Source organism: Phenylobacterium sp. (assembly GCF_030697305.1).
Lineage (GTDB): Bacteria > Pseudomonadota > Alphaproteobacteria > Caulobacterales > Caulobacteraceae > Phenylobacterium.
In genome coordinates this window covers 1-23355 of sequence record NZ_JAUYQL010000042.1, presented here as the reverse complement: position 1 = coordinate 23355, position 23355 = coordinate 1, and the positions used below count along the sequence as shown (strand labels likewise).

Genomic DNA, 23355 nt, shown 5'->3' with positions numbered 1-23355 from the left:
ACATGAACCTCCAGACGCTGGTCATCTTCATCGTCTTCGCGCCGCTGGCAGGCGCGATAATCGCGGGTCTGTTCGGCCGGCGGCTCGGCGACACGCCGTCGCGCGCGATCACCACGGGCCTGCTGCTGGCGGCCTGCGTCGGTTCATGGGTGGTGTTCTCGCAGTGGACCTGGGGCGGACTGGAGCCTTTCACCCTGGAGCTCGCGCGGTTCATCCACGTCGGCGCCTTCCAGTCCAACTGGTCGATCCGCATCGATGCGCTGTCGGCGGTGATGCTGGTGGTGGTGACCACGGTCTCGGCGCTGGTCCACGTCTACTCGTGGGGCTACATGGCCGACGACGACAGCCAGCCGCGGTTCTTCGCCTACCTGTCGCTGTTCACCTTCGCCATGCTGGCGCTGGTCACCGCCGCCGACTTCATGCAGCTGTTCTTCGGCTGGGAAGGCGTGGGGCTGGCCAGCTACCTGTTGATCGGTTTCTGGTTCAAGAAGCCCACCGCCAACGCCGCCGCGATCAAGGCCTTCGTGGTCAATCGGATCGGCGACTTCGGTTTCGCGCTGGGCATCTTCACCGCCTTCTGGGCGTTCGGCTCCATCCAGTTCGCCGAGATCTTCCCGCTGGCCCAGGCGGGCGCTGCGCGCACCTGGTCGTTCATCGGCTACGACTGGCGGCTGATGGATCTGGCCTGCGTGCTGCTGTTCGTCGGCGCCATGGGCAAGTCCGCGCAGTTCTTCCTGCACACCTGGCTGCCCGACGCCATGGAGGGCCCGACCCCGGTATCGGCCCTGATCCACGCGGCGACCATGGTCTCCGCCGGCGTCTATATGGTCTGCCTGCTGTCGCCGATGTTCGAATACGCGCCGACCGCACGCCAGATCGTCACCCTGGTCGGTGCGGTGACCGCGCTGTTCGCCGCCACCGTCGGCCTCGCCCAGAACGACATCAAGCGGGTCATCGCCTATTCGACCTGTTCGCAGCTCGGCTACATGTTCTTCGCGGCCGGCGTCGGCGCCTATCAGGCGGCGATGTTCCACCTGTTCACCCACGCCTTCTTCAAGGCGCTGCTGTTCCTAGGCGCGGGCTCAGTGATCCACGGGATGCACCACGAGCTGGACATGCGGAAGATGGGCGCGCGGTGGCGCTAGCTGCCGATCACCTACGCTGTCATGACCATCGGCACGCTGGCGATCACCGGCTTCGGCATCCCGGGCGTGGAGCTGGGCTTCGCCGGCTTCTATTCCAAGGACACCATCATCGAGGCGGCGTTCGCCGCCGGCCATGACAATCCGATCGCCTATTTCGCCTTCGTCGTGTCGCTGGGCGCCGCCTGCCTGACCGCCTTCTACTCCTGGCGCCTGGCGTTCATGACCTTCCACGGCCACGCTAAGTGGGGCCATGACGCGGTCCACGCTGACGCCCACGGCGCCGACGATCACGCCAGCCACGCCCAACTCGAAACCCACAGCGAACCGCTGCCGGATCATGACGCGGCGCACGCCCACGCGACGCATGACGACCACGCCCATGCCGACCACGGCCACGACCACCAACCGCACGAGAGCCCGTGGTCGATGCTGGTTCCGCTGCTGGCGTTGTCGGTGGGCGCCATCGCCGCGGGCTTCGTGTTCGTCGAGAAGTTCGTCGGCGAAGAGCGTGGCGAATTCTGGCGTGGCGCGATCTTCAACTCCGCCACCAACCACGTGCTGGAGCATGCCCACCACGCGCCCGCCTGGGTGCTTTGGGCGCCGCTGGTGGTCTCCGCCCTTGGCTTCGCCATCGCCTGGTATGTCTACATCGCCCGCGAAGGCATGGGCGCGCGGATCGCCGCCGAGAAGGGCCCCCTGTGGACCTTCCTCTACAACAAGTGGTTCTTCGACGAGCTCTACGAGGCGACGTTCGTCCGCGCCGCCAAGTTCCTGGGCGACGTGTTCTGGAAAGTCGGCGACCAGAAGCTGATCGACGGCCTGGGCCCCGACGGGATCTCCAAGCTCTCCAACACCATCGGCCGCGGCGCAGGCCGGCTGCAGAGCGGTTACGTCTACCACTATGCGTTCGTGATGCTGCTCGGGGTGGCGGGGATTCTGTCCTACGCGCTCTGGGCCTGGGTCGGGTGAGGGCTAGATCATGACCGGCATCCTATCCCTGATCACCTTCGCGCCGCTGCTGGGCATAGCCGCGATCGTGGCGTTGCGCCTGTCGTCTCGCGCCGACGAGCCCCGCACGGTCACCGCCGCCAAGTGGATCACGCTCGTCACCACGCTGGCCGTCCTGGCGCTGTCGGTCCTGCTGGTGATCCAGTTCGATCCGAATACCGCCGACTTCCAGTTCGTCGAGGACGCGCCCTGGTTCGCGGGCCTGCACTACCGCATGGGCGTCGACGGAATCTCGGTGCTGTTCGTCCTGCTCACCGCCTTCCTGATGCCGATCTGCATCGCGGCGTCGTGGGTGTCGGTCGAGAAGCGCGTGCTCGAGTACATGATCGCCTTCCTGGCGCTCGAGACCCTGGTGATCGGCGTGTTCTGCGCGCTGGACCTGGTGCTGTTCTACATCTTCTTCGAGTTCGGCCTGGTGCCGATGTTCCTGATAATCGGGGTGTGGGGCGGCGCGCGGCGTGTCTATGCGGCGTTCAAATTCTTCCTCTACACCCTGCTGGGATCGGTGCTGATGCTGGCCGCCATCCTGGCGATGATCGGGATCGCGCACACCTCCTCGATTCCCGAGCTGATGGCCTACAAGTTCGCGCCGCAGGTGCAGACCTGGCTGTGGCTGGCGTTCTTCGCCTCGTTCGCGGTGAAGATGCCGATGTGGCCGGTGCACACTTGGCTGCCCGACGCCCACGTGGAGGCCCCGACCGCAGGCTCGGTGATCCTGGCCGGCATCCTGTTGAAGCTCGGCGGCTACGGCTTCATGCGCTTCTCGCTGCCGATGTTTCCGCAGGCCTCGGAGATGTTCACGCCGCTGGTCTTCGCGTTCAGCGTGATCGCCATCGTCTACACCTCGCTGGTCGCCTTCCGGCAGGTCGATATCAAGAAGCTGATCGCCTATTCGTCCGTCGCCCACATGGGTTTCGTGACCATGGGCATCTTCAGCGGCAACGCCCAGGGCGAGCAGGGCGCGCTGTTTCAGATGCTCAGCCACGGGGTGATCCCGGCGCGCTCTTCCTTTGCGTGGGCGTCGTCTATGACCGCATGCACACTCGCGAGATCGCCTTCTACGGCGGACTGGTCAGCCGCATGCCCTGGTACGCAGCGGTGTTCATGCTGTTCACCATGGGCAATGTCGGCCTGCCGGGCACCTCGGGCTTCGTTGGCGAGATCCTGACCATGGCCGGGACTTATGAGGTCTCCACCTGGACCGTGGTTGTCGCCGCCACCGGCGTGATCTTCTCGGCGGTCTACGCGCTCAGCCTCTATCGGCGCGTGGTGTTCGGCGAGATGACCAACCCGGCGCTGGCCGGCATCACCGATCTGGACTGGCGCGAAGTGGCGATCTTCACCCCCCTGGTCGTCTCCACCCTGGTGCTGGGCGTGCATCCTTCGCTGGTGTTCGACCTGACGCAGACCTCGGTCGACAACCTGGCCAGCGTGTACCGCGCCGCGATCGGCCGTTAGGACCTCAGCGCCGATGACCTTCTCACTCGATTTCGCCCTGGCCGCGCCGGAAGTGATCCTGGCGGCGGCCGCTCTGATCCTGCTGGTGTGGGGCGCGTTCCAGCCGCAGGCCGGCGCGATCTTCACGCTGGCTGCGATCGGCGCCCTGGTTGCGGCCGGCGTCGCCGCCGCCACCGGGCCGCTCGGCCGCGGGTTCGCCGGCGGTCTGATCGCCGACCAGGCCTCGGTGTTCGCCAAGGTCGCGATCTATGCGGCCAGCGCGATCTGCATTCCGCTCGGCCAGCGCTGGTTCGAGCGGCGCGGCGTGCACAACTTCGAATTCCCGGTGCTGATCCTGCTGGCTGCGCTCGGCATGGGCATGATGGTGTCGGCCGGCGACCTCATCTCGCTCTATGTCGGCGTCGAGCTGCATTCCCTGGCGCTCTATGTGCTGGCGGCCATGCACCGCGACAACGCGCGGGCCTCCGAGGCTGGCCTCAAGTACTTTGTGCTGGGCGCGCTATCGTCCGGCCTGCTGCTCTACGGCGCCTCGTTGATCTACGGCTTCGCCGGCTCGACCGTATTCTCCGACATCGCCGTGGCGGTACAATCGGGCGCCGGGACCGGTGTGCTGTTTGGCCTGGTGTTCCTGATGTGCGGCCTCGGCTTCAAGGTCTCGGCGGCGCCATTCCATATGTGGACGCCCGACGTCTACGAGGGCGCGCCGACGCCGGTTGTGGCCTTCTTCGCTTCCGCGCCGAAGCTCGCCGCCATGGTGCTGTTCGCCCGCGCCCTGGCCGAGGGCTTCCCGGGCGCCATAGCGCAATGGCAGCAGGTGTTGGTGGCCCTGGCGCTGATGTCGGTGGCGGTCGGCGCCTTCGCGGGCCTCGCCCAACGCAACCTGAAGCGGCTGTGGGCCTACTCGTCGATCGCCAACGTCGGTTACGCCCTGCTGGGCCTGGCCAGCGGCACCGGCGAGGGCGTTCAGGCCATGCTGATGTTCATGATCCTCTACATGATCGACGTCACCGGCTTCTTCGCCTGTCTGGCGGCGCTGTCGCGCGAGGGCCGGGACATGGAAACCATCGACGACATGGCCGGCCTGTTCCGCGAAAGGCCAGGCATTGCTCTGGCGATGAGCGCCTTCGCGCTGTCGGCCCTGGGCCTGCCGCCGTTCTCCGGCTTCTGGGCGAAGTACTATGTGTTCAAGGCGGCCATCAACGGCGGGCTGGGACTGGCTGCGGTGATCGGCCTGGTCGGCAGCGTCGTCGCCGCCTTCTACTATCTGCGCCTGCTCAAGGTGATGTGGTTCGACGATACGGCGGGCGCCACCGACAAGCCTCCGGTCGAGGCCAAGGCGATCGCCATCAGTCTGGCGCTGTTCTCGTTCCCGCTGGTGATGGGCGCACTGGTGGTCCTGGATCCGCTGGCCAAGACCGCGGCCGCGGCCCTCGGCCTCGGCTGAGGTGGCCTTGGCCCACCCGCCGATCGAAGCCTACGAGGAACTCGCCTCAACCAACGCCGAAGCCCGGCGCCGCGCCGAGACCGGCGACAGCGGGCCGGTGTGGATCACTGCGGCGCGCCAGACAGCGGGCCGTGGACGACGCGGGCGCGACTGGAGCACGGGTGAGGGGAACCTCGCTGCGACTCTGCTCATGCCGTGCGACAAGCCACCGGCCGAGGCCGCCCAGATCAGCTTCGTCGCAGCCCTCGCCGCCCATGACCTGGCGCAGGCCTGTCTGGGCGTGGGTGCGGCCAGCCTCAAGTGGCCGAACGACCTGATGATCCACGACCGCAAGGCGGCGGGCATCCTGGTGGAGTCGGGACGGTCGGCGGCCGGCCTGTGGTTGGCGGTGGGGATCGGCGTGAACCTCGCGCGCTATCCCACTGATGTCGAGCGCCCGGCGACCGCGTTCGCCGAGCACATGGCGGGCCACGCGCCGGCGCCCCTGGCGGCGCTGGAGGTCCTGGCTAATGCTTTCGAGCGCTGGCGCGGAACGTGGGAGACGCAAGGCTTCCCAGCCATCGCCAACGCGTGGACGGCGCGCGCGCACGGCCTCGGCAAGCCCTGCGAGGCGCGCCTGCACGACAGCGTCGTGGCGGGGGTCGCTGAAGGTCTGGACGACGACGGCGCGCTGCGGCTTCGATTGCCCGACGGTGGGCTCACGCGGATCACCGCCGGCGACGTGTTTTTCGGGAGGGCTTGAGCTCCATGCTGCTGGCGATCGAACAGGGCAACACCAACACGCTGTTCGCGGTGCACGACGGCGCGACGTGGATCGCCCAATGGCGTGCGGCCACCGACTCCAGCCGCACGGCCGACGAATACGCCGTCTGGCTGTCGCAACTCCTGGCCATGGCCGGGCTGCAGATGGGGGTGATGGACGCCTGCATCATCTCCAGCGTCGTGCCGCAGTCGATCTTCAACCTGCGCAACTTGGCCAGGCGTTACCTCCAGGTCGAACCCCTGGTGATCGGCGAGAACGCCGAACTCGGCATTCAGGTGCGCATCGACAAGCCTTCGGAAGCCGGCGCCGACCGCCTGATCAATTCGATCGGCGCGCACATCGTCTATCCCGGCGACCTCATCGTTATCGATTCCGGCACCGCCACGACCTTCGACGTGGTCGCCGCCGACGGGGGCATGGAGGGTTGCGCCATCGCGCCCGGCATCAACCTGTCGATGGAGGCGCTGCACGCCGCCGCCGCCAAGCTGCCGCGGGTCGCCATCCAGCGCCCGCAGGGTAACACCTCGATCGGCAAGGATACCGTGGCGGCCATGCAGTCGGGCGTATTCTGGGGCTATGTCGCCCTGATCGACGGGCTTGTGGCCCGCATCAAAGGTGACTGGGGAAAACCCATGACGGTGATCGGCACGGGCGGGGTCTCCTCGCTGTTCCAAGGCGCGACGACCTCGATCGACCACTTCGATCCGGACCTGACCATCCGCGGCCTGCTCGAGGTCTATCGCCGCAACATGGCCAAGCCATGAGCCGCGCCAAGGACGAGCCCGAACTCGTCTTCCTGCCGCTGGGCGGGTCGAACGAGATCGGGATGAACTTCAATCTCTATGGCTTTGGTCCGCCGCACGCGCGCAAGTGGATCGTCGTCGACCTGGGTGTGACGTTCGGCGACCAGACGACGCCGGGCGTCGAGATCATCCTGCCAGACCCCACCTTCATCGAGCAGCATGCCGATGACATCCTGGGCGTGGTGCTGACCCACGCCCATGAAGACCACATCGGCGCCGTCGCCTGGCTGTGGCCGCGCATCCGCGCGCCGCTCTATGCGACTCCGTTCACCGCCTATCTGCTGCGCGAGAAATTGCGCGAGGCGGATTTGCTGGACGAGGTGGAGATCACCGAGGTGCCGCTCGGCGGCACGATCAAGCTCGGGCCGTTCGACATAGAACTGATCACCCTGACCCACTCGATTCCCGAGCCGAACGGCCTGGCGATCCGCACGCCGCTGGGCGCTATCCTGCATACCGGCGACTGGAAGATCGACCCTGACCCAGTGCTGGGCGGCGTCACCGATTCCGACGCCATCCGCCGCCTCGGCGACGAGGGCGTGCTGGCCATGGTTTGCGATTCGACGAACGTGTTCGTCGATGGTCGCGCCGGATCGGAAGCCGACGTGCGCGACGCGCTCGCCAAGCTGGTGGGTGGTCTGAAGGGCAGGGTGGCCGTGGCCTGCTTCGCCTCCAACGTCGCGCGCATGGACAGCGTGATCCGCGCGGCGGAAGCCGCCGGGCGCAGGGTGTGCCTCGTCGGCCGTTCGATGATCCGCATGGCCGCCGCCGCAAAGTCGGTCGGATTGATGAGCGACATCAAGCCGTTCATCAGCGAGCACGAGGCCCGTCACCTGCCTGACCATGCCGTGCTCTACCTGTGCACTGGCAGCCAGGGCGAACCGCGCGCGGCGCTGTCGCGCATCGCCGACGGCACGCATCCGCATGTCGCGCTGGGCGCGGGCTCCTCATGCGTGTTTTCGTCCCGGGTGATCCCTGGCAACGAGATTCCGATCCGCAACCTGCAGGACAAGCTCGCCGACCGCGGCGTGCGCCTATACACCGAGCGCGATCACCCAGGCATCCATGTCTCCGGTCACCCGTGCCGTGACGAGCTGGCCGATATGTACCGCTGGGCGCGGCCCACCATTTCGGTGCCGACCCACGGCGAGCGCCGTCACCTGCTGGAGCACGCCGCCTTCGCCCGCGACCTTCAGGTCCCTCAACAGGTCGCTCCGCGCAACGGCGACATGGTGCGCCTCGCACCCGGCCGCGCCGAGATCATCGACGAGGTTCCCGCGGGCCGACTCTACGTCGACGCCGGCGTGGTCACTCCCGAAAACGGCGAGGCCCTGCGCGAACGGCGTCATGCGGCGTTCAACGGCGTGCTGACCGCCGCAATCGTGCTCGACGGCCGCGGACGCATGGTGGCAGGGCCCCAGATACGCGCGCTTGGCTTGCCGTCGGACGAGGACTATCCGATCGACGAGGCGCTGGACGATCTGGCGCAGGAGGCCGAACGCGCGCTCGCGCGCCTGTCCGGCGATGACCGTGAACGCGATGAGGACGTCGAGACGGCGGTGTCGCGCGCCCTAAAGAAAGCCAGTCAGCGCATCTGGGGCCGCCGGCCGGTCGTCGAGACCACGGTTCTGCGGATCTGAACGACCTGTCTTTGTGGCGATTAGGCGCCCGTTAAGCATAGTCGGCCGAGATGGTGTTCCCGTCCAACCAGCCGATTCCTGTGCTCGCCCGCTTCAAACCTTACCTGTCGACCGCCGGCCTGGCGTTCCTGATCTTCTACTTCGGGTTCCACGCGTTCACCGGGGATCGCGGGCTGCTGACGTCTGGGCAACGCAATGAGACGCTCGCCGCCAAACGGCTGGAATTGACGCAACTGCAGATTCAGCGCCGCGATCTGGAGGTTCGTGCCCGATTGCTACGCGATGCGAGCCTGTCTGCGGACCTTCTGGAGGAACGCGCCCGCTCGCTGCTAGGCTACAGCGACCCAAGAGACTATGTGATCCGTATCCGGCGATGATGGCCTGAGCCCCTTGGGGGCTTCGGAAATTGGCGCTACGACACGATAAGTCGCATCCTTGGGGAGACGTTGATGGCGCGCGCACGAGCTGCCGCAAAACCTGGCGGCAAGACGACCAAGCCGGACGCGAAAACCGGCAAGGACGACCTGCTCGGCTACTACCGCGACATGCTGCTGATCCGACGGTTCGAGGAACGCGCTGGCCAGCTCTACGGGATGGGGCTGATCGGCGGCTTCTGCCACCTGTACATTGGCCAGGAAGCCATTGCGGTCGGCGTCCAGGCGATCAAGAAGCCCGGAGACCAGGTGATCACCGGATACCGCGACCACGGCCATATGCTGGCCTGCGGCATGGATCCGCGCGAGGTGATGGCCGAACTGACCGGCCGCGCGGGCGGCTCGTCGCACGGCAAGGGCGGCTCGATGCACATGTTCTCGACCGCCGCCGACTTCTACGGCGGCCATGGGATCGTGGGCGCCCAGGTGAGCCTGGGCACCGGCCTAGCCATGGCCAACCGCTATCGCAACACTGGCAATGTCAGCTTCACCTACTTCGGCGACGGCGCGGCCAACCAGGGGCAGGTCTACGAGAGCTTCAACATGGCCGAGCTCTGGCGGCTGCCGGTCGTCTATGTGATCGAGAACAACCAGTACGCCATGGGCACCTCGATCGAGCGGTCCTCGGCGGAGACCGAGCTGTTTCGCCGCGGCGCTTCGTTCCGCATTCCGGGCGAAGTGGTCGACGGCATGGACGTGATCGCCGTGCGCGACGCGGCCGCCAAGGCCGCCGAGCATGCGCGGGCCGGCGAGGGCCCCTACATCCTGGAAATGAAGACCTATCGCTATCGCGGCCACTCGATGAGCGACCCGGCCAAGTACCGCACCCGGGAAGAGGTCGACGAGGTCCGCAAGACGCGCGATCCCATCGAACACCTGCAGGAACTGATGGCGCGCCAGGGCGTCGCCGACGATGCAGCGCTGAAAGCCATCGACGCGGACGTGAAGCGCATTGTCGCCGACGCCGCCGAGTTCGCCCGCACCAGTCCCGAACCCGATCCTTCCGAACTGTATACGGATGTCTATCTGGAGGCCGCCCGTTGACCGACATCCTGATGCCCGCCCTGTCTCCGACGATGGAGGAGGGCACGCTCGCCAAATGGCACGTGAAGAAGGGCGATGCAGTGAAAAGCGGCGACATCATCGCCGAGATCGAGACCGACAAGGCGACCATGGAGGTGGAAGCCGTCGACGAAGGGGTGGTCGAGGACATCCTGGTCGCCGAAGGGACCGAGGCGGTGAAGGTCAACACTCCCATCGCCAGGCTGGCCGGCGAGGGCGCGAGCGCTGCTGCGCCCGCTGAACCCACCGCCAAGGCCAACGGCGCGGCGGCCTCCGACGCCCCTGAGGAACAGCCGGCGGCCGAAGCCAAGGCGCCGCCAACAGGCGAGGGACCGGCCGCCGTTACTCCGGCCGAGCCGCTGCGCGATCCCGAGCTGCCTCAGGGCGCGACCCTGACCAAGGTCACCGTGCGCGACGCGCTGCGCGACGCCATGGCCGAGGAGATGCGCCGCGACGAGAGCGTGTTCCTGATGGGCGAGGAAGTCGCCCAGTACCAGGGCGCCTACAAGGTCAGCCGCGGCCTGCTCGATGAGTTCGGCGAGCGGCGGGTGATCGACACCCCGATCACCGAGCACGGCTTCACCGGCCTGGGGGTCGGCGCGGCGATGGCCGGACTGAAGCCGATCGTCGAGTTCATGACCTGGAACTTCGCCATGCAGGCGATCGATCAGATCATCAATTCGGCGGCCAAGACCCTGTACATGTCCGGCGGCCAGATCCGCTGTTCGATCGTGCTGCGCGGCCCGAACGGCGCCGCCTCGCGCGTCGCCGCCCAGCACAGCCACGACTATTCGAGCTGGTACGCCAACGTGCCGGGGCTGAAGGTCGTCGCACCCTATGACGCCGCCGACGCCAAAGGCTTGCTGAAGGCCGCGATCCGCGATCCCAACCCCGTCGTCTTCCTCGAGCACGAGATGCTTTACGGCGTCGAGTTCGACGTGCCCGACGTCGACGACTGGATCGTTCCGATCGGCAAGGCGAAGGTCCGTCGCACAGGCGCCGACGTGACGATCACCGCCCACTCGCGGATGGTCGGCCTGGCGCTGAAGGCCGCCGAGGAGCTCGCCGCCGAAGGCATCGAGGCCGAGGTGATCGACCTGCGCACACTGCGTCCGCTGGACCACGAGACGGTCGTCGAGAGCGTCAAGAAGACCGGCCGGCTGGTCACGGCCGAAGAAGGCTGGGGCTCGATGGGCGTCGGCGCCGAGGTGATCGCCCGCGTGCTTGAACACGCTTTCGACTATCTGGACGCCCCGCCGGCGCGGGTCTGCCAGGAGGATGTGCCGCTGCCCTATGCGGCCAACCTGGAGGTGCTGTCGCTACCGTCGGTGGAGAAGATCGTGCAAGCCGCCAAGGCCGTGTCCTACCGATGAGCGAGAGCCTGCCCCTGACTTGGTTCGCAGGGGGGTGCCACTGCGGCGGCGTGCGTTTCGAAGTGGCGCTGCCGCCGGTGGCCGAAGCCCAGACCTGCAACTGCTCGATGTGCGCCAAGACAGGCTACTTGCATGTGATCGTGCCGGAGAGCCGCTTCCGCCTGACCAAGGGCGCCGAGCGGCTGGCCGAGTACACGTTCAACACGCGCATCGCCCGCCACCTGTTCTGCAGCGAGTGCGGGATCAAGAGCTTCTATCGGCCGAGGTCCAACCCCGACGGCTGGTCGGTAAACGGGCGCTGCCTGGACGAGGCGGATGGGCTGGAACTGAACATCACCGCCTTCGACGGCCGCAATTGGGAAGCCAACAGCGGCCTGTTGGCCCACCTGTCGAGGGAGCCGTCATGACGCCGGCGTCCACCCCCTATGATCCCCTGAACGAATCGGGACGGCCTCGCCGTCCTGCGCGAGCCCGCGCCGTGTTGCGCTGCTCCGCGACCGCCTGAGGAGCCCTTGATGCCGATCGACGTCCTGATGCCCGCCCTATCTCCGACGATGGAGGAAGGCACGCTCGCCAAATGGCATGTGAAGAAGGGCGATGCGGTGAAGAGCGGCGACATCATCGCCGAGATCGAAACCGACAAAGCCACGATGGAAGTGGAAGCCGTCGACGAGGGCGTGGTCGAGGACATCCTGGTCGCCGAAGGGACCGAAGCGGTGAAGGTCAACACCCCCATCGCCAGGCTTGCCGGGGAAGGCGAGGCGGCGTCTGCCGCCGAGGCTCCCGCTGCTACGCCGGCCGCGACTCCGGCTAAGGCTTCAGCCGCGACGCCAGCCCCTGCACAAGCCCCGGCCGCGCCTGCGCCAGCCCCACAGCCTGCGGTCGCTGTCGGCCCAGGCGTGAAAGCGAGCGGAGCGCGGGTGTTCGCTTCCCCGCTTGCGCGCCGCATCGCCGAGCAGAAGGGTCTGGACCTCTCGACGCTTGCGGGCTCCGGACCCCATGGCCGGATCATCAAGCGCGACGTCGAAGCCGCTCAACCGGGCCAGGTCGCGGCACGGCAGGTTGGAGCGCCCAAGGACGCTCCGCGCGGGGAATCGCGCCCTGTCCAGTCGCTGCAGCAGATGGGTATTGCGGAGGGCTCCTACGACCTCATCCCGCTGGATGGGATGCGCAAGACCATCGCGCGGCGGATGACCGACAGCTTCCGCGACGTGCCGCATTTCCCGCTGTCCGTCGACATAGAGCTGGACCGTTTGCTGGAGGCCCGCAGCCGCATCAACGCGGTGCTGGGCATCAAGGTCAGTGTCAACGACATGGTCATCAAGGCCGCCGCCAGCGCGCTGAAACGCTATCCGGCGGCCAATGCGTCGTACTCGCCGGAAGGCATCGCCATGCACCATCATGCGGACATCGCCATGGCCGTGGCCATCGACGGCGGCTTGATCACCCCGATCATCCGCGCCGCCGAGACCAAGGGCTTGGCCCAGATCGCCGCCGAGACCCGAGACCTCGCGGAACGCGCCCGCGATCGCAAGCTGAAGCCCGAGGAATTCCAGGGCGGCACCTTCTCGGTGTCCAACCTCGGGATGTTTGGCATCAAGTCCTTCGCCTCGATCATCAACGAGCCGCAAGGCTGCATCCTGTCGGTGGGCGCGGGCGACAAGCGCCCCGTGGTGCGCGGCGACCAGATCGCCATCGCCACGGTGATGACAGTGACGCTGACCTGCGATCACCGCGCTGTCGACGGCGCGACCGGAGCCCGCTGGCTGGGTGTGTTCAAGAGCCTGATCGAAGACCCGATCACGATGATCGTTTGAGAATCTGAGAGCACCCATGGACTTCGACGTCATCGTTATCGGCGCGGGCCCGGGCGGCTACGTGACCGCGATCCGCGCCGCGCAACTCGGCATGAAAACCGCCATCGTCGAGCGTGAGGCGCTGGGCGGGGTGTGCCTGAATTGGGGCTGCATCCCCACCAAGGCGTTGCTCAAGTCGGGCGAGGTGTTCGAACAGCTCGGCCATTTGGGCGACTACGGGCTCAGCATTGAAGGGGCGAAGTTCGACTTCGCCAAGATCGTCGAGCGCTCGCGCAAGGTGGCGATCCAGCTCAGCGCCGGCGTCGCCTTCCTGATGAAGAAGCACAAGATCGAGGTGATCGACGGGACGGCCAAACTCGAGAAGGGTTCGCCCGCGCCAAAGGTCAACGTGGCGTTGCGCTCAGGCGGCGCGCGCAGCCTGCAGGCCAAGCACGTGATCCTGGCGACCGGCGCGCGGGCCCGGGTGATTCCTGCTGCTGGTCTTGCGCCAGACGGCGACCGGATCTGGACCTACCGCGAGGCGATGGTTCCGAAAGCCTGCCCCAAATCGCTGATCGTCGTGGGCTCCGGCGCCATCGGCATCGAGTTCGCCAGCTTCTATCGCGCGCTGGGCGCCCAGGTGACGGTGATCGAGGCCCTGCCGCGCATCCTGCCGGTGGAGGACGAGGAGGTCTCGAGCGCCGCGCGCAAGGCGTTCGAGAAGCGCGGGTTGGCGTTCCGCGTCGGGGCCAGCGTCAAGGCGCTCACCAAGACCAAGGCCGGCATTTCCGTCGAGCTTGAGATCGCCGGCAAGCGTGAAACCCTGGAAGCCGAGCGCGCCATCGTCGCGGTCGGCATCGACGGCAACGTCGAGGGCCTCGGCCTGGACGCGCTGGGCGTCAAGATCGACCGCGGCCATGTCTCCACCGACGGGCATGGAGCCACCGGCGTCGCCGGCCTCTACGCCATCGGCGATGTCGCCGGTCCGCCCTGGCTGGCCCACAAGGCGAGCCACGAAGGCGTCCACTGCATCGAACACATCGCCGGCTTGCCGGGTTCGAACCTGTCGTCGCCGATCCCCGGCTGCACCTATTCCAATCCGCAGATCGCCTCCGTCGGCCTGACCGAGGCGCAGGCCAAGGAGAAGGGCGAGATCAAGGTCGGCCGCTTCCCGTTCCGCGTGAACGGCAAGGCGATCGCCTCCGGCGAGACCGAGGGCTTCGTCAAGACGGTGTTCGACGCCAAGACCGGCGCGCTGCTGGGCGCGCACATGATCGGCGCTGAAGTCACCGAGATGATCCAGGGCTTCGCGCTGGCGATCACCCTTGAGGCCACCGAGGCCGACCTGCACGCCACTGTCTTCCCGCACCCGACGATGAGTGAGGCGATGCACGAATCGACCCTCGACGCCTACGGCAAGGTCCTGCACCTCTAGGCTTTACGCCACGCGGCTGCGGCCTGCCGGGGTCTCGGCCTCGACCATCCGCTGTACGGCCACGTAGTCGGTCTTGCCGGTGCCCAGGACCGGTACGGCGGTCACCTTGAGGATCTTGCGAGGCGCGGCGATCTCCGGCGCCCCGACGCTCTGGGCGTGCGCCAGCAGTGCGGAAGCCTCAGCGTCGCGCTGATCGGTGACCAGGACCAGGCGTTCCCCCTTCTTCGGGTCGGGCATCGCCACCACGGCGTGGCGCGCGCTGGGCCACACCGCGGCCGCCAGGTCCTCGGCGGCGGTCAGCGAGATCATTTCGCCGCCGACCTTGGCGAAGCGCTTGACCCGACCCAGGATCTTCACCCAGCGGTCGTCGCTCAGGTCCACCACGTCGCCTGTGTCGTGCCACCCGTCGACAAGGGGTTCCACGCCGCTGGCGCTCAGGTATCCGGCCATGATGTTCGGCCCGCGCACATAAAGCCGCCCGCCCACCGCGATGCCTTCGACAGGGTCGATCCGCGTCTCCATGCCGGGCAGCAAGCCGCCCACCGTGCCGCGACGATTGTCGGTCGGCTTGTTGACCGCGATCACGGGCGCGGCCTCGGTCGCGCCGTATCCCTCCAGGACGGGAATAGGCCCGAACCGTTCGGTGATCAGGTTATGGGTCTCCTCGCGCACTTTCTCCGCGCCGCAGACGATGAACTTCAGACCTGCCAGCTCGTCAGGCTCGGCCGCGCGAGCGTACTGATTCACGAAGGTATCCGTGGCCAAAAGGATAGAGGCTCCCACCTCCTTGATCAGCGGCGGGATCTGTTTGGCGTGCAGCGGGGAGGGGTATTCGAAGGCCTTCATGCCGGTGAGCAGCGGCAGCAGCACGCCGCCGGTCAGTCCGAAGCAATGGAAGGTCGGCAACGGGTTGAACATCACCCACGCCGGATCCAGCGGGATGTGGGCGGCGATCTGGGCGACGTTGGACACCAGGTTCGACTGGGTCAGCATCACGCCGCGCGGCGTCCCAAAGCTTCCTGATGTGAACAGGATTACGCCGGGATCGTCCGGCTCTGCATGGCTGCGGAACTGGCGGGGAAAGGCGCCGGCCGCGGCGGCGAACAGCTTGTCCTTCAGCCCGATCGTACGGCGCACGTCTTCCAGGTAGACAATCTGCGTCTGGGTCTCGAGGGCGTCGGTGAGGTCGTGCAGCTTGGCCTGTTCGATGAACCGGTGGGCGGTCAGCACGTGCTTGACGCCGGCCAGCTCGCACGCGGCCTTCAGGTTGCGGATGCCGGCGGTGAAATTCAGCATCGTCGGCACGCGGCCGAACGCATGCAGGGCGAAGAACGTCACCACCACGCCGGCGCCGGCCGGCAGCATGACGCCCACCCGCTCGCCCTTTTCGGTGAACGCGGCCAACCGGCGGCCCAGCGCGAACGCCGCGCGGACGAGGTCGGTGTAGCTCATCGGTTTGCGTTCCTGGTCCTCCAGGATCAGCTTGCCGGCGCCGTACTTGGACCGCGCATCCAACAGGGCGTCGAACAGGGCCTTGCGGCTGTCTCGAGGGTCGAAGGTCGCCAAGTTCCGTCACCTCTCCCGCAACGTGAAGCGCCCGACGGTACAGGCCGTCTCACGGCTTGAAAAGAAAGGTTACGGTGCGTGAGCTGAGGCCCCGCTCCGGGTCACGACGAAGCGGGCGATGGCTTCCAGCCAGGGACCTCGCATTGCGTCCGGCTGGAGGTAGGGCGACGCGCCGCCGCCGAGATCCTGCTCTGTACAGGATGCGATCGCGCGACACAGCCGTGCGGGCGCGCGCGGCCCGAGGATCAGCACGGGAACCCTGACCTTTGCAGCGCCTTTGCGCGCCTGCGCGCCGGCTTTGGCGTAGGCGGCGCGCCAGCCCCAGGACGGTCCGGTCATCCGCAGGTCCGGATTGGCGACCTCCCACGCGTGCTGGACAGGGCCTCGCCAGCGGTCTCGCGAAGATCTCACATCGGGCGTTGCGCGGGTCCACCGTCGCGCGTCCGGCGCCGGCCAACCCAGACCCAGCCGCACCGCCAGCGCCGGGAAGGCGCCGAGCCCCTTGGACGGGGCGAGCTTCGGCGCTGCAAGGACGAGCCCGTCGGCGCCGGCCCCGCGTTCCAGAGCCAGCAGCGCAGGAACCGCCGCGTCGGCGTGGGCCAGCACGACGAACGGTGCGGGAGGCTGTCGATGGATCACCACGCTCAGCATCGCACGCACGGCGTCCACGTCGGGTTGAAAGCTGGTGGCGTGGATCACGCCGCCACGCGCGACCTTGCGGCCCGAACCGCCCTGGCCGGCGCGTTCCAGCACCCATACCGTCAGGCCACGGGCGTTCAGGTCGGACACGGTCTCGAACCAGCCCTCGGCGCTCTCGCCAAGGCCCGTGACGATCAGCACCTGTCCGCGGGGCGCGACCGGGGGGCTGGCGACGCCGTATCGCTGGGGCGGTTCTCGTCCCGTCTGCACCAGTCCCCAGGCCCAGCCCTCCGGCGGCATGAAGCGCGTCGCCAGGCCCGGCGGGGTGCGGCTGTCGACAAATGGGTCGCGCGCCTCGCGCCCGCCGCAGGCCGCTAGCAGGATGGCGAGGGCGACGGCGATCGGCGCGCGGGACATGGTCAGGTTTGTTGCTTTCCGCGGGCCTGCGCGCAAGGCGACGCTGTGGCGCCTTGCGCCGGCGACCAAGGCGGACGATCTAGGGACCATGGCCGTGGTCATCGACACCCTGGGCGCCCGTCGCCCGCGTCACCCCGAAAAGCAGGCGCGTCCCGACACGCCGATGCTGCGCAAGCCCGAGTGGCTCCGCGTCCGCGCGCCGGGCTCGCCCGGATACGCCGCGACCCGCGACATCGTCCGCGCTCATGGGCTGACAACAGTGTGCGAAGAGGCCGCTTGCCCGAATATCGGCGAGTGCTGGGACAAGAGCCACGCCACCATGATGATCATGGGCGGCATCTGCACGCGGGCCTGCGCCTTCTGTAACGTCGCCACCGGCAAGCCTGACCCTCTGGACCCGACCGAACCTGAGCGGGTCGGCGATGCTGTCGCCAAGATGGGCCTGAAGCACGTGGTGATCACCTCGGTGGACCGCGACGACTTGGTCGACGGCGGGGCGGAACACTTCGCCGCAGTGGTCCGCGCGATCCGCGCGGCGGCGCCGGCCACCACTATCGAGATCCTCACGCCCGACTTCCTGCGCAAGGACGGCGCGGCCGAGGTGGTGATCGATTCCAGGCCCGATGTGTTCAACCACAACCTGGAGACGGTGCCCCGGCTCTATCTCTCGATCCGCCCTGGCGCGCGCTACTACAACTCGCTGCGCCTGCTAGAGCGGGTGAAGGAGCGCGACCCCGTGCAGTTCACCAAGTCCGGCGTGATGGTCGGCCTGGGTGAATCGAAGGAGGAGGTCATGCAGGTGATGGACGACATGCGCTCGGCCGGCGTCGACTTCATCACCATCGGCCAGTACCTGCAGCCTACCCGCAAGCACGCCGCCATCGACCGCTTCGTGACGCCCGAAGAATTCCACGCCTACGAGGAGATCGCGCGCGCCAAGGGCTTCCTGATGGTGTCGGCCAGTCCGTTGACGCGGTCTTCGCATCACGCCGGCGAGGATTTCGCCCGGCTGCAGGCGGCCCGCATCGCGCGCGCCGCATCCTGACGCCGCGGATTGCGACAGCAGGCATCCAAGGTTCTGCCCTATTCGCCCGACCAGCTCTTCAACCTGGTCGGCGACGTCGAGGCCTATCCGCAGTTCTTGCCCTGGATCACCGCGATCCGCACCTGGAACGCACGAACTTTGGCGCCAGGGGTCGACGCGGTGGATGCCGAGGCCGCCGTCGGCTTCGCCTTCCTGAGGGAGCGGTTCTCCACACGGGTAGTGCGCGACGCGGACCAACGCACCATCGACGTCGGATTGATCTCAGGGCCGTTCAGAAAGCTCCACAACCGATGGAAATTCCACGAGGACCCCGATGGGACTCGCGTCGACTTCGAGATCGAATTCACTTTCAAATCGCGTCTGCTGGAAGGCCTGCTGGCGTCCCATCAGGCCCATGCGATCGAGCGCGTCATGGCCTGTTTCGAGGCGAGAGCGAGGGCGTTGTACGGCTGAACAGTCGCGCCTAGCCGATCCGGTCACGTAGCGCCTGCAAGGCCGCCTGCACCGCGGCGAGTTGCACGCCCTCGCGGGTGTCTTCCTCGAAGAACTCCTCGGTGTGCATCAGGCCGTGGTTGGTGCGCGCGGTGGCGATGTGCACGGTGCCGACCGGCTTCATCTTGGTGCCGCCGCCGGGGCCGGCGACGCCGGTGATCGACACCGCAAGGTGGGCGTTGGAGTTCTCCAGCGCGCCCTCGGCCATCATCCGGGCGACCGGCTCCGACACCGCGCCGAGATCGGCGATCAGGTCGCCGGGCACGCCCAGCAACTCCTGCTTGGCGCGGTTCGAGTAACAGATGAAGCCACGCTCCAGCACGTCGGAGGCGCCCGGGACCATGCAGATCGCGCCGGCGACCAGCCCGCCGGTGCAGCTTTCGGCGGTGACGATACGCAGCGACCGGTTGCGCGCCTCGTCGACCAGCAGCCTGGCCAGGGTCTGGATCTCGAGGTTGAACATGGTGGCTGTCTCCGGCGGATTCTCTAGGCAAGGGCGGGCGCAGACCACAACATCGCCGCCGCTGACGACACAAGGCGATTCGCACAGATGACCACGCTCGAGGCCCACGGCGGCAAGGCCATTCCAGCCTCCGCCGCTCTGTTCGCCGTCACCGTTTTCTGCGGCGCCGCGCTGGTGTTTCTGGTCGAGCCGATGGTGGTCAAGCTGGTGCTGCCGCTGCTGGGCGGCGGGCCGTCCATCTGGAACACCAGCCTGGCGTTCTTCCAGGCTGCGCTGTTGGTTGGCTACGGCTATGCGCACCTGCTGCAGCGCATCTCGTCGGTTCGCGCGCAGGTGGCCGTGCACTGCGCGGTCCTGATCGCCGCCGGCCTGGTCCTGCCGCTCGGTGTCAGCGACCTGTTCGGGCCGCCGTCGTCCGACCATCCGGCGCTGTGGCTGATCGGCGTGCTTGCGGTGTCGCTGGGCCCGCCGTTCGCTGCGCTCTCCGCCACCGCGCCCCTGGTCCAGGCCTGGCATGCGCGCGCCTTCGCCTCGCGCCAGGGCAAGGAGCCATACGCCCTCTACGCCGCCAGCAATCTCGGCAGTCTGTTGGCGCTGCTCGCCTATCCGATCCTGGTCGAACCGCTCGCCAGCCTGCACCAGCAGTCGCTGGGGTGGAGCCTCGGGTACGGAGGCTTCGTGGCGATCATGGTGGGACTCGGCCTCTACCTGTCGCGGCGGCCGATGGCCCCGCCCGCCGCCGTCACCCTGGACGGCGCCGAGACGCGCATCGGCTGGCGCGAGCGGCTGACCTGGATGGCGCTCGCCGCGATTCCGTCGAGCCTGATGCTAGGGGTCACCGGTCACATCACCACGGACGTCGCCTCCGCGCCGTTTCTCTGGGTCGCGCCGCTGGCCCTTTATCTGCTGACCTTCATCATCGCCTTCCAGACGAAGCCCGCGATCCCGCCGGGACTGGCGCTACTGTTCCAGGCCGCGGCCATCGCGGCCTGCGCGATGATGCTGCCGTTCAAGGCTAGCGACTTCGTCGTGCAACTCGCCGTCCACCTGATCTGCTTCTTCTTCACCGCTCTCATCTGCCATCAGGCGCTTGTCTCGCGCAGGCCGGCGCCGGCGAAGCTCACCGAATTCTATCTATGGATGTCGATCGGTGGTGTGGTCGGCGGCGGGTTCAACGCCTTCCTGGCCCCGGTGATCTTCAACAGCCTCTGGGAATATCCGCTGATGTTGGCCCTTTCGTGCCTGGCGAGGCCATGGGGCGAAGGGCGGTTCACCACATGGAACTGGGCCACGTTCCTCGTGTCGGTCGCAGCAGCCGTAGCGGCGCCGATTATCACGACCTTTTACGGCATCGGCCTTGGCGTGCAGTCGGCGCTGGCTGCGGCGATGGTCGGGGCGTTCATCGTTCGACGCCGGGCGTTCCTGTTCTTCGGCGCGATCTCGGTGCTGATCATCTGCGCCACCGCTGTCGGGGGCCGCGTCGACGTGCGCGAGAACTGGCGCAGCTTCTTCGGCGTGGTGCGAGAATCCCGCATGCCGGTTCCGGCGCTAGGGGGCGAGGTGAAGATGCTCGCCCACGGCTCGACCCTGCATGGCGCCCAGGCGATCGACCCCCGCTGGCGCTGCCGCCCGCTCGTCTACTACGCCCCGGAGACGCCCATCGGCCAGGTGTTCACCGCCGTGCAGGCCCGAAAGCCCGCGGCGCGGATCGGCGCGGTGGGTCTGGGCACCGGCGCGGTGGCGGCCTATGTGCGACCCGCCGACCACCTGACCTTCTTCGAGATCGACCCGCTGGTGATCCGCATCTCCACCGACCCTAAGCACTTCAGCTACACGAGCGAGTGCGCCAAGGGTCCGGTTGACTTCGTGGTGGGCGACGCCCGGTTGACGCTGGCTCACCAGCGGCCGGCGACCTTCGACATCCTGCTGATCGACGCCTTCTCGTCGGACTCGGTGCCGGCCCACCTGCTGACGGTCGAAGCGGTGCGAGGGTATCTGACGCTGGTGAAGCCGGACGGCGTGCTGATCCTGCACCTGTCGAACCGCAATCTGGAGCTGACCGGGCCGGCGATGGCGGTGGCTGCGGCCGCCGGCGGCCATGCCTTCCTCCAACAGCATCGCGCACCGCAGAACTCTCCGCCCATGTGGCAGTCGTCGGAGGACGCGTTGATCATCGGCCATACCGCCCAGGCGCTGGCCGGGTTCGCCGCCGACCCGCGATGGGAAGCCAGTCAGCCGAACCTCGTGCGGCCGTGGACCGACGACTACATCAACCTGCCGGGCGCGCTCTATCGCCAGCTCAAGGTGACCTGGACCTGGCTGCCCTGAGCGCTCAGGCCGGCGTCTCGACCGTCACCACGGCCTGGGCCAGCAGGCCCTCGCCGCGTCCGGTGTAGCCCATGCCTTCCGTGGTGGTGGCCTTGACGCTGACCCGGTCGAGCGCCAGGCCCATGATTTGCGCAATGCGCGCGCGCATCGCCTGGCGATGAGGTCCGATCCGGGGATGCTCGCAGATCAGCGTGACGTCCGCATGCACCACCCGCCCGCCGATCGCCGCGACCCGCGACACGGCGTGCGCTAGGAAACGGTCCGACGAAACACCGCGCCACTGCGGGTCGGAAGGCGGGAAGTGGTCGCCGATATCGCCGTCTCCGATCGCGCCCAGCACCGCGTCGGTCAGCGCGTGGAGGCCAGCGTCGGCGTCGGAGTGGCCGATCAGCGTCCGGTCGTGCGCGATCTCGACGCCGCAAAGCCACACCGACTGGCCGGGTCCCCATCGATGGGCGTCGACGCCCTGGCCGACCCTCGTAACGCGCGCGGCGCCCGCCAGCCGCTCGGCCATCTCGAAGTCCTCCGGATAGGTCAGTTTCAGCAGCATCGGGTCGCCCGGCGTCAAGGCGACCTTGCCGCCGACGCGTTCAACCACGGCGGCGTCGTCGGTGGGCTCTTCATCCTGCGGCCATGCCGCGTATGCGGCCCGCAATGCGCCCAGTCGGAAGGCTTGGGGCGTTTGTGCGCGCCAAAGGCCGTCGCGACCGACTGTCGCATCCACGACGCTGGAGCCGCGCTTCAGAGTGTCGGCGACGGGCAGGGCCAGTATGGCGCCGTCGACGTCCGCCAGCCCAGCGAGGAGGCGATCGACATGGACGCCGGTGACGAATGGTCGAGCCGCGTCATGAATCAGCACCGCCCCCTCATCGGCGCCGTCCAGGGCGTCGAGGCCGGCGCGTACCGAGCCGGCCCGAGTCGCGCCGCCTGGGACGGCGCGCCACCGCGGGAGGTCGAGCAAAGCCTCGCGGGCCGTTTCAAGGCGATCGCCGGCGACCACCAGAACGACCTCGCGCGCGCCGGCGCCCAGCAGGGCCTCCAGCGACCATCGCAGGACCGGCCGCCCGGCCAGATCACGCCAGGCCTTGGGCGATCCAGGGCCGGCGCGCAGGCCCGAACCGGCGGCGACAATGACGGCGCTGAACGACATGGCGCGTATTTAGGCTTAGCCGTTCGCTTGTCTAGGCTTTACGCAGCCGCACGATCTGCCTAAAAAGGAAGCGATGGAGATGATTATAAAGTGAGCAATACTCTTGTGGTCGGAAATGCGGTCGTTCCCGGCCGCGCCTGGATCGCGCCGATGACCGGCGTCTCCGACCTGCCTTTTCGGCTGGCGGCCAGTCGGCTTGGCGCAGCCTACGTCGCGACCGAGATGGTCGCCTGCGCCGAGCTCTCCCGGGGCCGACCCGACGTGGTGCGACGCGCCGCTGTCGGAGAAGGGCTGCCGCTGATGGTGGTCCAGCTGGTCGGCGCTGACCCGCAACACATCGCCGAGGGCGCTCGGATGGCTGCGGCGGCCGGGGCCCAGATCATCGATCTCAATTTCGGCTGTCCGGCCAAGGAAGTCATCGGCGCCTCCTGCGGTTCGGCCCTGATGCGCGATCTCGACGTCGCCGAGAGCCTGGTGGCCGCCGCTGTCGACGCTGTGGATGTGCCCGTAACGGTGAAGATGCGCCTGGGCTGGGATGAGGCTTCCAGGAACGCCCCGGAATTCGCCCAGCGCGCGGAACGGCGCGGTGCGCGTGCGGTGACGGTGCATGGACGCACCCGCAATCAATTCTACAAGGGGCGCGCGGATTGGGCCGCGGTCCGCGCGGTGAAGGCGGAAGTTTCGATCCCGGTGATCGTCAACGGCGATGTGACCGATGCGGGCAGCGCTCGCGAGGCGCTCATCGCCAGCCACGCCGACGCGGTGATGATTGGCCGCGGCGTCTACGGGCAACCGTGGATCGCTGCGCAGATCGAAGCGGAACTGAACGGGGAAGACTTCGAGACGCCGGACGCCGAGTCGCGGCTCGGGATCGCGCTCGACCATTTCCGTGAT

At 67.7% G+C, this 23355-nt stretch carries 18 protein-coding genes and 2 pseudogenes; 16 read left to right on the top strand and 4 right to left on the bottom strand.

The window, feature by feature from the left end; all coding sequences use genetic code 11:
- Window positions 1-2 precede the first annotated feature (2 nt).
- From nuoL to lpdA, 12 genes and pseudogenes are all read left to right on the top strand, one after another.
- Window positions 3-2114 (top strand): annotated as a pseudogene (gene nuoL, locus Q8R27_RS05005) (NADH-quinone oxidoreductase subunit L).
- 10 nt (window positions 2115-2124) lie between these two features.
- Window positions 2125-3611: pseudogene (locus Q8R27_RS05000) on the top strand (NADH-quinone oxidoreductase subunit M).
- Window positions 3612-3624: 13 nt separating this feature from the next.
- Entirely contained in the window at window positions 3625-5055 is a 1431-nt protein-coding gene (gene nuoN / locus Q8R27_RS04995; protein ID WP_305697968.1) for an NADH-quinone oxidoreductase subunit NuoN, read from the top strand.
- Between the two features lie 7 nt (window positions 5056-5062).
- Window positions 5063-5797: a biotin--[acetyl-CoA-carboxylase] ligase gene (locus Q8R27_RS04990; protein WP_305697967.1), complete on the top strand. Its 735-nt coding sequence runs from the start codon at window positions 5063-5065 to the stop codon at window positions 5795-5797.
- Window positions 5798-5802: 5 nt separating this feature from the next.
- On the top strand, window positions 5803-6582 hold the full coding sequence (locus tag Q8R27_RS04985) for a type III pantothenate kinase (RefSeq protein ID WP_305697975.1): 780 nt from the start codon (window positions 5803-5805) through the stop codon (window positions 6580-6582).
- Window positions 6579-8261, top strand: coding sequence for a ribonuclease J (locus tag Q8R27_RS04980; protein WP_305697966.1), 1683 nt, complete (start codon window positions 6579-6581; stop codon window positions 8259-8261). Before Q8R27_RS04985 ends, Q8R27_RS04980 begins: the two co-directional genes overlap by 4 nt.
- An 80-nt stretch (window positions 8262-8341) precedes the next feature.
- Window positions 8342-8638: a septum formation initiator family protein gene (locus tag Q8R27_RS04975; protein WP_305595477.1), complete on the top strand. Its 297-nt coding sequence runs from the start codon at window positions 8342-8344 to the stop codon at window positions 8636-8638.
- A gap of 72 nt (window positions 8639-8710) precedes the next feature.
- Complete coding sequence (pdhA, locus tag Q8R27_RS04970; protein ID WP_305697965.1) at window positions 8711-9739, top strand: pyruvate dehydrogenase (acetyl-transferring) E1 component subunit alpha; 1029 nt, start codon at window positions 8711-8713, stop codon at window positions 9737-9739.
- Window positions 9736-11130, top strand: a complete 1395-nt coding sequence (locus Q8R27_RS04965) for a pyruvate dehydrogenase complex E1 component subunit beta (protein ID WP_305697964.1) — start codon at window positions 9736-9738, stop codon at window positions 11128-11130. The genes pdhA and Q8R27_RS04965 overlap by 4 nt, the downstream gene beginning before the upstream one ends.
- Window positions 11127-11537, top strand: a complete 411-nt coding sequence (locus Q8R27_RS04960) for a GFA family protein (RefSeq protein WP_305697963.1) — start codon at window positions 11127-11129, stop codon at window positions 11535-11537. Before Q8R27_RS04965 ends, Q8R27_RS04960 begins: the two co-directional genes overlap by 4 nt.
- Window positions 11538-11645: 108 nt before the next feature.
- Entirely contained in the window at window positions 11646-12947 is a 1302-nt protein-coding gene (locus Q8R27_RS04955; RefSeq protein ID WP_305697962.1) for a pyruvate dehydrogenase complex dihydrolipoamide acetyltransferase, read from the top strand.
- 16 nt (window positions 12948-12963) lie between these two features.
- Window positions 12964-14361, top strand: a complete 1398-nt coding sequence (gene lpdA / locus Q8R27_RS04950; RefSeq protein WP_305697961.1) for a dihydrolipoyl dehydrogenase — start codon at window positions 12964-12966, stop codon at window positions 14359-14361.
- A 3-nt stretch (window positions 14362-14364) separates the two neighbouring features.
- On the opposite strand, the gene Q8R27_RS04945 is transcribed toward lpdA, so the two are convergent.
- Together Q8R27_RS04945 and Q8R27_RS04940 are read right to left on the bottom strand one after the other, a co-directional pair.
- A complete protein-coding gene (locus tag Q8R27_RS04945; RefSeq protein ID WP_305697960.1) occupies window positions 14365-15927 on the bottom strand; it encodes an AMP-binding protein in 1563 nt (520 codons plus the stop codon).
- A 69-nt stretch (window positions 15928-15996) separates the two neighbouring features.
- Entirely contained in the window at window positions 15997-16983 is a 987-nt protein-coding gene (locus Q8R27_RS04940) for a serine aminopeptidase domain-containing protein (RefSeq protein ID WP_305697959.1), read from the bottom strand.
- An 88-nt stretch (window positions 16984-17071) separates the two neighbouring features.
- On the opposite strand from Q8R27_RS04940, the gene lipA reads away from it, so the two are divergent.
- Together lipA and Q8R27_RS04930 are read left to right on the top strand one after the other, a co-directional pair.
- Window positions 17072-18028, top strand: coding sequence for a lipoyl synthase (lipA, locus tag Q8R27_RS04935; RefSeq protein ID WP_305697974.1), 957 nt, complete (start codon window positions 17072-17074; stop codon window positions 18026-18028).
- 9 nt (window positions 18029-18037) lie between these two features.
- Window positions 18038-18481 carry a type II toxin-antitoxin system RatA family toxin gene (locus Q8R27_RS04930; protein WP_305697958.1) on the top strand — a complete coding sequence of 148 codons (444 nt, stop codon included), beginning with the start codon at window positions 18038-18040 and terminating at the stop codon, window positions 18479-18481.
- A 10-nt stretch (window positions 18482-18491) separates the two neighbouring features.
- On the opposite strand, the gene Q8R27_RS04925 is transcribed toward Q8R27_RS04930, so the two are convergent.
- Window positions 18492-18983 carry a CinA family protein gene (locus tag Q8R27_RS04925; RefSeq protein ID WP_305596626.1) on the bottom strand — a complete coding sequence of 164 codons (492 nt, stop codon included), beginning with the start codon at window positions 18981-18983 and terminating at the stop codon, window positions 18492-18494.
- Window positions 18984-19070: 87 nt separating this feature from the next.
- Here Q8R27_RS04925 and Q8R27_RS04920 point away from each other — a divergent pair, with 87 nt between their 5' ends.
- A complete protein-coding gene (locus tag Q8R27_RS04920) occupies window positions 19071-21311 on the top strand; it encodes a spermidine synthase (RefSeq protein ID WP_305697957.1) in 2241 nt (746 codons plus the stop codon).
- A 4-nt stretch (window positions 21312-21315) separates the two neighbouring features.
- On the opposite strand, the gene Q8R27_RS04915 is transcribed toward Q8R27_RS04920, so the two are convergent.
- The gene (locus Q8R27_RS04915; protein WP_305697956.1) at window positions 21316-22461 is read right to left on the bottom strand and encodes a bifunctional 2-C-methyl-D-erythritol 4-phosphate cytidylyltransferase/2-C-methyl-D-erythritol 2,4-cyclodiphosphate synthase; all 1146 of its coding nucleotides are present in this window, start codon (window positions 22459-22461) and stop codon (window positions 21316-21318) included.
- Between the two features lie 90 nt (window positions 22462-22551).
- On the opposite strand from Q8R27_RS04915, the gene Q8R27_RS04910 reads away from it, so the two are divergent.
- Window positions 22552-23355 (top strand): tRNA-dihydrouridine synthase (locus Q8R27_RS04910; RefSeq protein ID WP_305697955.1); only part of this gene is annotated, 804 nt, incomplete at its 3' end.